Source organism: Qipengyuania gaetbuli (assembly GCF_009827315.1).
Classification (GTDB): Bacteria; Pseudomonadota; Alphaproteobacteria; order Sphingomonadales; family Sphingomonadaceae; genus Qipengyuania; species Qipengyuania gaetbuli.
The window spans coordinates 1,270,503-1,283,116 of the sequence record NZ_WTYF01000004.1 but is presented as its reverse complement, the minus strand read 5'-3'; the positions used below and the strand labels follow the sequence as shown (position 1 = coordinate 1,283,116).

Sequence of the window (12,614 nt, the reverse complement as noted above, 5' to 3'; positions counted from 1 at the left end):
CATGCAGCTGCCACAGGGGCTCGTTGACAGGTTTCGCGCCGATCTCGAGCCCCTGTGGCCCTTCATCGACCAGCCGGAAAGCCGGATCGGCCTCGCCGTGTCAGGCGGCGGGGACAGCCTCGCGCTGCTGCTGCTCGCCCATGCGGCGCTGGCCGGCCGCGTAGAAGCGGCGACGGTCGATCACCGGCTACGGCCGGAAAGCGCGGCAGAGGCAGGACACGTCGCCGCGCTTTGCCGCGAACTCGGCGTCCCGCATCGCATCATTCCGGTGAACGTTGACGGGGGGAACCTGCAGGACCGGGCCCGTGCAGCGCGCTATGCCGCGCTTGGCAAATGGTGCGAGGAGCGCGGGCTCGACGGGCTCGCCACGGCGCACCAGATGGACGACCAGGTCGAAACCTTCATCATGCGCGCCAACCGCGGCAGCGGGGTTTCCGGCCTCTCCTCCATCCGCGCGCTCGGCACGGTTCCCGGGGCGCCACTGCGCCTGATCCGCCCGCTCCTTGGCTGGCGCCGGAAGGAACTGCGTGACATCGTCGAGGCGGCAGGCTGGGATGCGGTGGACGATCCGTCGAACGAGAACGAGGCTTTCGACCGCATCCGCATTCGCAAGGCCCTGTCCGAAGCGGACTGGATCGATTTCGACGGGGTGGCAAAATCCGCCCGCCTGCTGGGAGAAGCGGTGGCCACGATCGACTGGATGGTCGGCCGCGAATATTCCGAATGCGTGGATGCCGGGGCGGAGGAGACGACCTATCGCGCCCTGCAGACCGGCATCGGCGGAGCGCTTGTCGCAGGCGGCGTGATCAGGTCCATCTTCCGCGGTTTCGGGGCGCAGATCGACATGGGCTCGGCCGCGAAGCTGGTCGAAGCGCTGAGGGCAGGGCGCAAGTCGAACGTCGCGGGTATCGAGGCCTTTGTGCGCGATCAGGACGGCGAGCGGCTCTGGGTATTCCGGCGCGAGGTGCCGCGCCGCACGGGCTAGATGATAGGGTCGCCCACGCCGATGCGCTTGCCGTCGGTGATAATGACCTTGTCGCCCTTCTGAGCAATTTCGAACAGCTTGGCCGCCAGAGGATCGGGAATGGCCACGCAGCCGTGGCTGGCATAGCCATTCTCCACTTCCGAGCCGCCATGGATGGCAATGCCGTCCCAGGTCAGGCGCAGCGTCCAGGGCATGGGTGCATTGCCGTATTTCTCGGACACGTTGTGCCGTTCCTTGGTCAGGATCGGGAAAGTGCCGGTGGGCGTGGGATGTTCGTCCGTGCCGAGCATGACGGCGGCGGCACCGATTTCATAGCCGTCGCGGAAGATCGAGATGGTGCGCGCCTGCAGGTCCACCGTGATGAGCAGCGGGCCTTCCGGTACGGCTTCGTCGTCCCAATGCCATTCGCCGTATTTGATCGGCCCTTCGATGGGCAGGACGCGGCGGATGGTGAAGGGGCGGCGCGCATCGGCCTCGAGCTTGGCGAGGATCGCGCCTTCCGGCTCAATCGAGGCGGCTGCGGGGACTGCGATGGCTTCGGGCTCTGCCTGCGACGAGACGCCATAGGCAAGGGCGGCAATGCCCAGTGCGATCACGAATGTCGTGCCGCCAACCCATTTCAGAATCGCTGTCATGGCCGCAAGTATAGGCGGCCAAGGACCGGATTTCCAAGGCTGGACGGGGGCAGTCCCGTATCGGAACGCCCCGCAGCGCCCTTCTTACCCGCCCAGTGCGGCTGCTTCGCGCGCCACGGCCTCGACAGCCGCTTCATCGACCGGTCCGCGCGGTGCGACCCAGCTTCCGCCGACGCACAGCACGGGGTCGAATGCGAGCCATTCGGGCGCGTTTTCCAGCGTGATGCCGCCGGTGGGGCAGAACCGGCACTGGCCGAAGGGCGCCGCAAGCGCCTTCAGCGCCGGCAGGCCGCCGGCCGCCATGGCGGGGAAGAACTTGAAGTGGGTAAGTCCGAGATCGAGCCCGCGCATGATGTCGCCTGCATTGGCGATGCCGGGCAGGAAGGGAATGCCTGCCTCGATTGCCGCCTCGCCGAGCGTGTCGGTGAGGCCCGGCGAGACAATGAATTCGCTGCCTGCCTCGAAGGCCGCGTCCAGCTCCTGCCGGTTGGTGACAGTGCCTGCGCCCACGATTGCGCCTTCGACCTTGCGCATTTCGCGGATGGCATCGAGTGCGGCGGGTGTGCGCAGAGTGACCTCGAGGACGCGCAGTCCGCCTGCCACCAGGGCGCGGGCCAGCGGCGCTGCGTGTTCGACTTCGTCGACCACGATGACCGGGATCACCGGGGCGGTCTGCATGATATCGGCGATATGGGTCACTGGGCGGCCTTTGCGTGTTCGCATGCGAATGCGGCAGCCGCGCCGAACAGGCCGGGCTGCGGGTGGACGATGAGCTTGACCGGAATGCCGGCCATCATGCTCTCGAAGCGGCCTTTGGCGCGGAAGCGTTCCGCAAAGCCGGACTTGAGCAGGGTTTCGCGCAGTCGGTAGCCGAGGCCTCCGGCGATCACGACGCCCTTGGCCCCGTGCGCCAGTGCCATGTCCCCGGCGACGCTGCCGAGCGACAGGCAGAAGCGGTCCACCGCGGCTGCGGCAAGGCTGTCCTCGCCGCTCATGCCCTTGGTCCAGATCTCGATATCGTCGATCTCGGGCACGGCCTTGTGCTCCATCGCGGCGAGCGTCTGGTAGATATCGGAAATAGCGGGCCCCGCCACCACGCGTTCGACCGAAACGCGGGTGTGCCGTTTGCGCAGTCGGGCAAGGATCGCGTCCTCGATACTGTCGAGCGGGGCGAAATCGATGTGACCGCCTTCGGTGGCGGACACGCGGTAAGTGCCGTCGGGTTCGCGGTAGAGATGCGCTACGCCCAGGCCTGTCCCGGGCCCGAGAACGGTCAGGCGACCGGTGGGCGGAAGCGGACCTTCGGGGCCGGTCATATGGATGAACTGGTCCTCGCTCGCCCGCGCAACTGCATGGGCGACCGCCTCGAAATCGTTGACGATCGTGTAGTCTTCGACCCCCAGCTTTTCTTTCACGAGGGCGGGCCGGATGATCCACGGGTTGTTGGTGAAGCGGATAACTTCGCCGCCGACCGGACCGGCAATCGCCATCGACACGCGCGGAGGCAATGTGCCGCCCATGCGGTCGCGGTAATCTTCCCATGCGGTCTGGAAACTGGCGTGGTCTTCGGTGTGCAGGGTCTCCGGCTCGCTCAGGCTGATCGAGCCGTCATCCGCGATCGTGGCGATGGCGAAGCGGGCATGGGTGCCGCCGATATCGACGCTGACGAGGTCCATCACTTACAATCCTGCCATGGCTAGCATTGACGAGGCACCCTGTTCGGCGCCGTCGGCATTGGCTCTGAACATGGCATAGAATTCGCGGCCCATGCCGATTTCGGGCTGCGGTTCGGCGGCTGGCTCGCGGGCGGCGAGGTCGGCCGTCGTCGACAGCGTGCCGGTTTCGGCACAGACTTTGACGACGTCGCCATCACGCAGGAGCGAGAGCGGCCCGGCGCCCAGCGCTTCGGGGGTGCAGTGGATGGCTGCCGGCACCTTGCCGCTCGCCCCGCTCATGCGGCCGTCGGTGACGAGCGCGACGCGGTAGCCCCGGTCTTGCAACACGCCGAGGGCGGGCGTGAGCTTGTGCAGCTCGGGCATGCCGTTCGCCCGCGGCCCCTGGAAACGGACCACGACCACGACATCGCGGTCCAGTTCGCCCTTCGAGAACGCCTCGTTGACCGAATGCTGGTCCTCGAACACGCGGCAGGGCGCCTCGATGGTCCAGCGCTCACGCTCGACTGCCGAGGATTTGAAACAGGCGCGGCCAAGGTTGCCTTCGACAAGCCGCATGCCGCCATCGGGCTGGAATGGATCGGAGGCGGGACGCAGCATCTCGGTATCGCCCGAGGGCCCCGGATCGCGCCAGGTCAGCGCATCGCCGTCCATTCCCGGTTCGCGCGAATAGGCTTCGAAGCCGCCGCTCCAGACCGTGAGGATGTCGCCGTGGGCGAGGCCTTCGTCGAGCAGCGTGCCGATCACGTAGCCCATGCCGCCGGCATCGTGGAAGTGGTTCACATCGCCCGAACCGTTCGGATAGACCCGCGCCACCAGCGGAACGGCTGTCGACAGCTCGGCAAGATCGCTCCAATCGAAGCGGATGCCGGCTGCCCGCGCCATGGCGGGAATGTGGATCGCATGGTTGGTCGATCCGCCGGTCGCCAGCAGGCCGATGGCCGCGTTGATGATCGCCTTCTCGTCGACCACGCGGGCGAGGGGGCGGAAGTCGTTTCCGCACTTCCCGATGGCGGCCAGGCGGTGGGTCGCAGCGCGCGACAGTTCCTGGCGCAGCTTGGCGCCCGGCGGGACGAAGGCCGCGCCGGGGACGTGCAGGCCCATCATCTCCATCATCATCTGGTTGGAGTTGGCCGTGCCGTAGAAGGTGCAGGTGCCCGGCGAATGGTAGCTCGCGCTCTCGCTCTCGAGCAGTTCGTCGCGGCCGACCTTGCCTTCTGCGTAAAGCTGGCGGACGCGCTGCTTTTCCTTGTTGGAAATGCCGGTACCCATCGGGCCAGACGGGATGAAGATCGCCGGGACATGGCCGAACCGCAGGGCACCCATGAGGAGGCCCGGGACGATCTTGTCGCAGATGCCGAGCAGGGCCACGCCGTCGTACATGGCGTGGCTCAGCGCGACGATAGTCGAAAGGGCGATGGTGTCGCGGCTGAAGAGCGACAGTTCCATCCCCGCCTGGCCTTGCGTCACACCGTCGCACATGGCCGGCGTCGCACCCGCGACCTGGCAGGTTGCACCAACCTCGCGCGCCCAGATCTTCATCCGTTCCGGGTAGCGATAATAGGGCTGATGGGCCGAGAGCATGTCGTTGTACGAGGTCACGATGCCGAGGTTGGGCCCGCGTGCCGCCTTGATGGCCTGCTTGTCTTCTTCCGCGCCGGCAAAGGCGTGGGCGAGGTTCGAACAGGACAGCGAATGGCGGTTCACCTGCCGGTCGCCTTCACGATCGGTCAGGTCGAGATAGGCCGCGCGGCTGTCCCTCGAATTGGCGATGACGCGCTGCGTCACCTTGTGGATCACGTCATTGAGCGGCTTAGTCATCGTGCCAGGTAACCCCGTCGCGTTCGGCCAGCGCGATTGCCGCGCTCGGCCCCCAGGTGCCTGAGGAATAGGTCTTGGGCTTCATTTCATGGTCGACCCACAGCTTGCGGATCTGGTCGATCCATTCCCACTGCGCCTCGACCTCGTCACGGCGGACGAACAGCGTCTGGTCGCCTTCGATCAGGTCGAGCAGCAGGCGTTCGTAGGCAATCCGGCGCACCGTGTCCGAAAAGGCATCGGGCATGGCGATATCGAGCGGGACCGGCCGCAGGCGCAGGCCTTCGCGGCCCAGGCCCGGGACCTTTGCCATCATGGTGAGCTGGATGTTTTCCTTGGGCTGGATCTCGATCACCAGCCGGTTCGGCTGTGTCGTCGCACCGCGGCTTTCGAAGATCGAATGCGGGATGCAGCGGAACTGGATGACGATTTCGGTCACGCGCTCGGGCAGTCGCTTGCCGTGGCGAAGGTAGAAGGGGACACCGCGCCAGCGCCAGTTGTCGACGTGGGCCTTCACCGCGACAAAGGTTTCGGTGTCGCTTTCCTTGCCGAGTTCCTCGTCATAGCCGGGCACGCTTTTGCCTTCGACGGCACCGGCGCGATACTGGCCGGTCACGACTTCGTCCTTGCTGACTTCGCGCAAGGCGCGCAGCACCTTGACCTTCTCGTCACGCACGGCCGTCGCATCGAAGCTGGTCGGCGGCTCCATCGCGACGAGCGCGAGAAGCTGCAGCATATGGTTCTGCACCATGTCGCGCAGCGCGCCGCTGTCGTCGTAATAGGCAACGCGCGATTCCAGGCCGACCGTCTCGGCCACGGTAATCTGCACGTGTTCGATGTAGTTGGAGTTCCACACCGGCTCGAGCAGGATGTTCGCGAACCGCAGGGCCAGCAGGTTCTGTACCGTTTCCTTGCCCAGATAGTGGTCGATCCGGAAAATGCGGTGCTCGGGGAATGCGGCCGCGACCGCATCGTTGATCTCGCAACTGCTTTCGAGATCGACGCCGAGCGGCTTTTCGAGGCCGATGCGCACGTTGCCTTCGGTCAGGCCGGCCCTTTCGAGGCCCTTGATGGTCGTCTCGAACAGGCTTGGGGCCGTCGACAGGAAGATCGCAAGGCCGGTATAATTGCCGACCGCCTTGGCCAGCTCGTCATACCCTTCGGGCGTGGTCGCATCGACGGGCACGTAGCTGAGCCGGTTGAGGAAATCCGCCATGCCGCCGCGGCGATGTTTGGGCAGGAATTTCTCCAGCGCCTCGCGAGCGAAATTGCGGAACGCCTGCGTGTTCATGTCCGACCGCGCTGTGCACACGATGCGCAGGGCCGGATCGAGCAGGCCATCGGAGTTCAGCGCACAGAGCGAGGGAAGGAGCATGCGCTGCGACAGATCGCCGGTGGCTCCGAACAGGAGCAGTCGGTCTGCGGTGAACCCTATTTCGTGCATGGAGCGTCCATGTTCGGCAATTCTCCCCATTTCGGACTGCGGCCTACCAGCGCGCGCAGCGGCGCGCCAGACAGGTGCATTCCTATTCGTATCACCGCCTGCTTAAGGCGGCCGGCGAGCGGAGGAAACCGCTCTGCCAGAAAGACGTGAGGAAGCAGCCATCCGCGGCATCGCGGCATCGCGGCAAAGTGCGGAGACATGGCGTGAAGAGATCGAGTCAACCGGCGTCATCGATCCGAGCGTGCGCGCATCGTCGCGGCGGATGCCCCTGCATTCGACGAAACTGCTATCGATCGGAATGGCCATGCCTGACCAGCGGCGGGGCAGACAGAGAGTTTCCAGGCCGGTAGATAGAGCTAGCCGGAAACGAAAAAGGACCCCGAAGCGGGGTCCTTTAAAATTCGTGCTTGTGGCCTATTAGGCGCGCGGCGGCTTGCCGAGCAGCCATTCCCAGAAATTCCACATGGTTTGCCTCCTGTTGTGGTTTCAACAGTAAGCAATCCATTAACCAAGCTTGTTTGTAAAGCCTTAACTATGTTCCCGAAGCGACCTCTTTTGAAGAAACCTTGTATTCCAACAGGTTAGTAAGAGACAGTGGACGGGCCAAGGCATAACCTTGGACGTAGCGACAGCCGATTTCGTTAAGGATTTGAAGGGTTTTTGCGTCTTCCGCACCTTCAGCAACCACGGTGATTCGCGCGGCATTGCCCATGGCAACCATACTAGAAGTAATGGCCCTGGCCTTTGCGCTCCGACTAATAGAATCCACGAACAGTCGATCGATTTTCAGTTCATCGAAAGGCAATTCGAAAAGCGTTTCGAAATTAGCGGAGCCGACACCGAAATCATCGATGGAAATACGAAGACCGAGGGCCTTCAATTCGGTCAGGATAGCCGCTGCCGTTTCGAGGTCGCCGATACGCGATGTCTCGGTGATTTCCAGGATCAGGTAGCGTGCATCGAAGCCCGTCGCCTGCAGCGTGTTCCGCACGATACCCACGATGCGCATGTCGCCGAGCAATGTCGCCGAAATGTTGACGGACATGGAAATCGCGGTGCCACGGAAATGGAGCAACCGGCCCGCATTGCAGGCCGTCTGCAGGACGTAGCGTGTCAGGTGCTCCATCCGCCCGGCCTTTTCGCACTGGGCGATGAATTTCATCGGCGGGATGAAGCCGCGTTCGGGATCGTGCCAGCGCACCAGCGCCTCGACACCGGTAAGGGTGCCGGCGACCGTGTCGATCTTGGGCTGGTAGACGCAGAAGATCTCCCCTGCCTGCATTGCATCGTCGATGCGGGCGCGCAGGGAAATGTCCCACAATTCGTCATGGCGCGAACCGACTTCGGCGATCTTGATCGGACGATGTGCTTCGGAGGTTTCTTCGGCAGCCGCAGCGGCTGCCGGGACGGCGTTCAGTCCCACCGCGCCAAGGTCCGCGAGACCGAACGTAATGCCGACGTCGACGCTCTCCTCGCCCACCTGGATGGGCGCTGCGAAGATCGCACGCAGGCCCTCGAGGTGGTCCACGAGGCGTTCTGTTTCCGCTTCGTCGGATTGCCACGCGAGGTAGTGGCCCTCGATATATATCGTCAGTTCGCTGTCGGCAGCCCGGAGGCGGTCGACCAGCCGGTGGACGTAACGAGCGCGCTCGGTCGAACCGAGGGTCTTGATGACATGCTCGAACCCGTGGAGCCTTGCGACGACGATATGCCCCGACTGGGGCTGCGTCTTGGCGATGATCTGTTCCAGGATGCGAAGCTTGGGCAGTCCGGTCTCGCTGTCGATGCTTGCGACACGGAGCCTCCACCGCGCCCTCGAGCGAAGCGCTGCGTAAACGAGCAGGAGCGCGAGGGCATAGGTGATCTCGACCCGGACGCCGGTCTTCGCTCCGAATACCATCAGCCCCGGCAGCGCGATGACGACGCCGAGATAAAGCGCGCGCCGTACGCCCTTAACTGGATTGGCCAGAATGATCAGCGCCATCGCGGCGCAAAGGAAGGCCAGGACTGTGAGGCCGCCGACGAAGCCAATCCGTCCCGATTTGAGCGTTTCGGCCGCGTAGATCGACACGAAGCTGGGCGGCGCATCGACGAGTCCGGGGACCTTTACATTGGAAGCGCCGGCTTCGGCGGCAGGTCCGATCAGAACCGTCTTGCCCGACAGGTCGATATCCTGTTCGGTCCCGGTCTTCGCAACCTCACCCAGTTCCAGTGTGGAAATCAGCGACGGATCGAAGCCGTAATCGATCTGGAACGTCTTCGCATCGAAAGTGTCGACACCGGCAATAGAGGCAGCCAGCGACTTGCGACCTTCGCTCAGGTCCTCGTCATAAGCGAAGAAGTCCTGCCACATGTAGCCGAGGTAATTGGCCGAATGCGTCGAAGCGACGCGAGGGTGCTCGGTGCTGAAGCGATCGTTCGATTTGACCAGCTTCCGCTTAAGGCCATCGGAAGTCACTTCGATCTGGTCGACCAGCACCACCCGGGGGCCGAGCTGGGCCAGCGCTTCTGCGAGGTCGGCGTCGACCTGTTCACTGGCACCTTCAGCCAAGACGAAGTCGACATAGACCTTGCCGACACCCTGTGCGTCGAGTTCCTGCAATGCCTTGGTAAGTTCGCGGCGTTCCCCGACCTGCGAAGGTTCCTCGACCTTGGAGGAGGTTCCGACGAAGACGATATCGCCCGAAGGCTGGTGACCGCCGAGGCGGGACTGGATCAGCCAGGACAGCTGGGTGACGGGTTCGAGCAGGAATACTGCCAGCATGGCGAACGCCACCGCACCCGCCCAAAGCAGGTGTTGCAATCGCTTCAGCGTACCGGTCGAGCGGGGCCTGAAGGCCAGCCGCTGTCCGGCGCCGGGCGTGGAAGCGAGGGCGGTTTTCTCGTCCATTCCGCCCCCTATGAGGCGAATAGGATTAAGAAACTTTCAACGCGCCCCGATCTTTCCCCCGGTGGCCGTGCAAAACTGCGGGATGCGATGGTTAATTCGACTTAATGGGCTAGGCTTAACGAAACCGGCCGGATCGGTTTACCCTGCCCCTTACTGCGAGCCGTAAGCGCGCTGTTTTTCGGCGCAATTCAGCCGTTCGTCTCGCCGGACGAAACGTTAACATTGCGCCGTTCGGGGCATGTGCAGATTAGGCGATTACGCCGAAAAGATCGTGCTCGTCGGAATCTTCGACATAAACTTGCACGATATCGCCCTGCGACAGATCGGATCGAACATTACGCAGATAGACCGCGCCGTCGATTTCAGGCGCGTCGGCCTGGCTGCGACCGGTGGCACCAATATCGCCGTCCTCGTCCGGCTCGCCCACTTCGTCGATGATCACGCTCAGCGTCCTGCCGACCTTGGCAGCGAGCTTTTCCGCGCTGATGCGCGCGGTGAGGTCCATGACGCGGGCATATCGTTCTTCCTTGACCTCTTCGGGCACCGGGTTGGGCAGGGCGTTCGCCTGCGCACCCTCCACCGGCTCGAAGCGGAACGCACCGACACGGTCGAGCTGGGCCTCTTCCAGCCAGTTCAGCAGGTACTGGAAGTCCTCTTCCGTTTCGCCGGGGAAGCCGACCACGAAGCTGGAGCGGATGGCGATGTCCGGGCAAATGGTGCGCCAGGATTTGAGGCGCTCGAGCACCTTTGCCTCGTTCGCAGGGCGCTTCATGGCGCGCAGGACGGACGGGCTGGCGTGCTGAAACGGGATGTCGAGATAGGGCGTCAGCAGGCCCTCGGCCATGAGCGGGATGACCGCATCGACATGCGGATAGGGATAGACGTAATGGAGGCGCACCCAGGGCGGGGTGCCGCCGCCGATATCGAGCTGGCCCAGTTCACGCGCGAGATCGGTCATGTGCGCGCGGACGGGATGCCCCTTCCAGTCGCGCTCTTCGTGCCGCATGTCGACGCCATAAGCCGAGGTGTCCTGGCTGATGACCAGCAGTTCCTTGGTGCCGGCAGCGACCAGCTTTTCCGCCTCGCGCAGCACGGCATCGACCCGCCGGCTGGCGAGCTTCCCGCGCAGGTCCGGGATGATGCAGAAGGCGCAGGAGTGATTGCATCCCTCCGAAATCTTCAGATAGCTGTAGTGGCGCGGGGTCAGCTTGACGTCGGGCTGGGGGATCAGGTCGACGAAGGGCCCCTGGCTGGGCGGGGCATGTTCGTGCACGGCCTCGACCACCTGTTCGTACTGGTGGGCGCCGGTAATGGCGAGAACGCTGGGATGGGCTGCGCGGATCACGTCCGCTTCTTCGCCCATGCAGCCCGTCACGATCACGCGGCCGTTCTCGGCAATCGCCTCGCCGATGGCCTGCAGGCTCTCTTCCTTGGCCGAATCGAGGAAGCCGCAGGTGTTGACCAACACGACGTCCGCGCCGGTATAATCGGGGCTCATGGCATAGCCATCGGCGCGCAGCCGGGTGAGGATGCGTTCGCTGTCCACGAGTGCCTTGGGGCAGCCGAGGGAGACCATGCCGACCTTCTTCTGGTCGGGTATCGAGGTGGTTGCGGTATTCATGATTGCGCGGCCCTCTACACCAAGCCGGCATCCGGCGCTAGGAGGGACGAATGGGACCGGTAAACTGGATCGCAGTGGGCGCAGGCTGGGCGGCTGCCGCCTTGCTGGGCGTAGCATTTTATGGCCGCAAGGCGATGTTCGGCGCGAAGCCTGCATTGCATCTGCTGGCGGCCTTTCTGCTACTCGCGAGCGCGGCGATGGTCGGCCACATGCTGGCCCGCGTCGGCGTCGAAACGCTGCAGGCGAAGCCGTGGCTCCATTTTATGATGGCGGGCGGCCTGGCGCTGACCTTCATCGGGCCTGCACTGGTCATCACGGCAGTCCGCCGCGAGCAGCCCCTGCGCGAAGCCTTGTACGATTGGTCCTACTGGCTGGCCGCCTATCTGGCGATCGGGGGAACCTTCTGGCTCCTTGACTGATCAGGCGTCCTCGTCTTCGCGGATGCGGTCGTCGCGGATATGACCGTCTCCCCGCGTCTCACCATTGGGCGTGGCGATGATCTCGACGATGATGTCGCCCTTCTGCAGCTTCTGGCACTCCTCTTCCCAGAAGCCGATGGCACGGCCGTCACGATAAACACGCAGGCCGCGCCCGCCGGTCTTCAGTTCGCCGATAGCGCAGCCGCATTCCTCTTCGGTGATCTCGCGCTCGACCAGTTGGACGCGGCCGGAGACTGAGGCGAGGTCGGCGAGATATTCGGCGATGTGTTCGCCCTTGGCCGAGCCGGCGAGCAGCAGGCCGGTGAAGCGGACGGGGTTGATGACGTTGTTCGCGCCGGCCTGACGGGCAAGCGGCTCGTTGTCGTCGGCGCGCACGACTACGCTGATCGGCACGTTCGGCGCCAGGGCGCGCACCGTCAGCACGATCAGGATCGAGGTGTCGTCTCGTCCTGCCGAGACCAGCACGTTCTGTGCCTCGTTGATCCGCACGGCCTTGAGCGTAGTATCGCGGGTGGCATCGGCCGCCATGACATTGCAGCCCAGCGCCTCTGCATCGGCCAGGCGCTCCTCGCTCGGATCGATAACCACGATGCACGAAGGGTCGGTCCCCCGCTCGATCAGTTCGCCAACTGCTTCGGAGCCGGAGATGCCATAGCCGAGCACCACGATGTGGTTCGACAATTGCTCCTGGATGCGGGCCATGCGCCATTTCTCCCAGCTGCGCTTGATGATGAAATTGTATGCCGTGCCCACGAAGATGAACAGTACGGCGAAACGGACGGGGGTCACGATGACCGCTTCCACCAGCCTTGCCCGGTCCGAAATGGGCGCGATATCGCCGAAGCCGGTGGTGGTGATCGAAATCATGGTGAAATAGACGACGTCGAGGAAGCTCACATCGCCATCGAGATTGTCGACCAGCCCTTCGCGATCCCACCAGTGGATCATGATCACGGCGGTTATCAGAAGGAGGGCTAGGCCGAGGCGGATGCCGAGATCGCCCCAGACGGGGATCCTCACGGCACGGCGCAGCGGCTGGAATCGCGGACCGCGCATGCGCTTTGCGTCTCCGCCGCCCGCGGTTGGCTGTTTCCTCTCGCTCATCGGC

The 12,614-nt window shown here is 64.2% G+C and carries 10 protein-coding genes; 2 read left to right on the top strand and 8 right to left on the bottom strand.

Features of this window, described 5'->3' with window-relative positions:
- The first annotated feature begins 1 nt into the window (after nt 1).
- Nucleotides 2-985, top strand: coding sequence for a tRNA lysidine(34) synthetase TilS (tilS, locus tag GRI42_RS08750; protein WP_160608129.1), 984 nt, complete (start codon nt 2-4; stop codon nt 983-985).
- Here tilS and GRI42_RS08745 read toward each other — a convergent pair.
- From GRI42_RS08745 to rimO, 7 genes are all read right to left on the bottom strand, one after another.
- Nucleotides 982-1,620, bottom strand: a complete 639-nt coding sequence (locus GRI42_RS08745; RefSeq protein ID WP_160608127.1) for a L,D-transpeptidase family protein — start codon at nt 1,618-1,620, stop codon at nt 982-984. The genes tilS and GRI42_RS08745 overlap by 4 nt on opposite strands.
- 84 nt (nt 1,621-1,704) lie before the next feature.
- Nucleotides 1,705-2,343 (bottom strand): bifunctional 4-hydroxy-2-oxoglutarate aldolase/2-dehydro-3-deoxy-phosphogluconate aldolase, encoded by a 639-nt coding sequence (eda, locus tag GRI42_RS08740; protein WP_160608125.1) that lies wholly within the window; start codon nt 2,341-2,343, stop codon nt 1,705-1,707.
- Nucleotides 2,316-3,296, bottom strand: a complete 981-nt coding sequence (glk, locus tag GRI42_RS08735) for a glucokinase (protein WP_160608123.1) — start codon at nt 3,294-3,296, stop codon at nt 2,316-2,318. Before glk ends, eda begins: the two co-directional genes overlap by 28 nt.
- A gap of 3 nt (nt 3,297-3,299) precedes the next feature.
- Entirely contained in the window at nt 3,300-5,114 is a 1,815-nt protein-coding gene (gene edd / locus GRI42_RS08730) for a phosphogluconate dehydratase (RefSeq protein WP_160608121.1), read from the bottom strand.
- Nucleotides 5,107-6,555, bottom strand: a complete 1,449-nt coding sequence (gene zwf, locus GRI42_RS08725) for a glucose-6-phosphate dehydrogenase (protein ID WP_160608119.1) — start codon at nt 6,553-6,555, stop codon at nt 5,107-5,109. Before zwf ends, edd begins: the two co-directional genes overlap by 8 nt.
- 532 nt (nt 6,556-7,087) lie before the next feature.
- Nucleotides 7,088-9,445, bottom strand: coding sequence for an EAL domain-containing protein (locus GRI42_RS08715; RefSeq protein ID WP_160608115.1), 2,358 nt, complete (start codon nt 9,443-9,445; stop codon nt 7,088-7,090).
- Between the two features lie 247 nt (nt 9,446-9,692).
- On the bottom strand, nt 9,693-11,066 hold the full coding sequence (rimO, locus tag GRI42_RS08710; RefSeq protein ID WP_160608113.1) for a 30S ribosomal protein S12 methylthiotransferase RimO: 1,374 nt from the start codon (nt 11,064-11,066) through the stop codon (nt 9,693-9,695).
- 50 nt (nt 11,067-11,116) lie between these two features.
- Between rimO and GRI42_RS08705 the strand changes: the two genes are divergently transcribed.
- Entirely contained in the window at nt 11,117-11,485 is a 369-nt protein-coding gene (locus tag GRI42_RS08705; protein WP_160608111.1) for a DUF1761 domain-containing protein, read from the top strand.
- Here GRI42_RS08705 and GRI42_RS08700 read toward each other — a convergent pair whose 3' ends face one another.
- A complete protein-coding gene (locus tag GRI42_RS08700) occupies nt 11,486-12,610 on the bottom strand; it encodes a potassium channel family protein (protein ID WP_199800451.1) in 1,125 nt (374 codons plus the stop codon). It lies immediately after the preceding gene.
- Nucleotides 12,611-12,614: the final 4 nt, after the last annotated feature.

What these genes read in the sequence shown, in the direction of transcription:
- tilS (WP_160608129.1), top strand. Translation starts at nt 2, where the DNA reads ATGCAGCTGCCACAGGGGCTCGTTGACAGGTTTCGCGCCGATCTCGAG.
- GRI42_RS08745 (WP_160608127.1), bottom strand. Translation starts at nt 1,620, where the DNA reads ATGACAGCGATTCTGAAATGGGTTGGCGGCACGACATTCGTGATCGCA.
- eda (WP_160608125.1), bottom strand. Translation starts at nt 2,343, where the DNA reads ATGCGAACACGCAAAGGCCGCCCAGTGACCCATATCGCCGATATCATG.
- glk (WP_160608123.1), bottom strand. Translation starts at nt 3,296, where the DNA reads ATGGACCTCGTCAGCGTCGATATCGGCGGCACCCATGCCCGCTTCGCC.
- edd (WP_160608121.1), bottom strand. Translation starts at nt 5,114, where the DNA reads ATGACTAAGCCGCTCAATGACGTGATCCACAAGGTGACGCAGCGCGTC.
- zwf (WP_160608119.1), bottom strand. Translation starts at nt 6,555, where the DNA reads ATGCACGAAATAGGGTTCACCGCAGACCGACTGCTCCTGTTCGGAGCC.
- GRI42_RS08715 (WP_160608115.1), bottom strand. Translation starts at nt 9,445, where the DNA reads ATGGACGAGAAAACCGCCCTCGCTTCCACGCCCGGCGCCGGACAGCGG.
- rimO (WP_160608113.1), bottom strand. Translation starts at nt 11,066, where the DNA reads ATGAATACCGCAACCACCTCGATACCCGACCAGAAGAAGGTCGGCATG.
- GRI42_RS08705 (WP_160608111.1), top strand. Translation starts at nt 11,117, where the DNA reads ATGGGACCGGTAAACTGGATCGCAGTGGGCGCAGGCTGGGCGGCTGCC.
- GRI42_RS08700 (WP_199800451.1), bottom strand. Translation starts at nt 12,610, where the DNA reads ATGAGCGAGAGGAAACAGCCAACCGCGGGCGGCGGAGACGCAAAGCGC.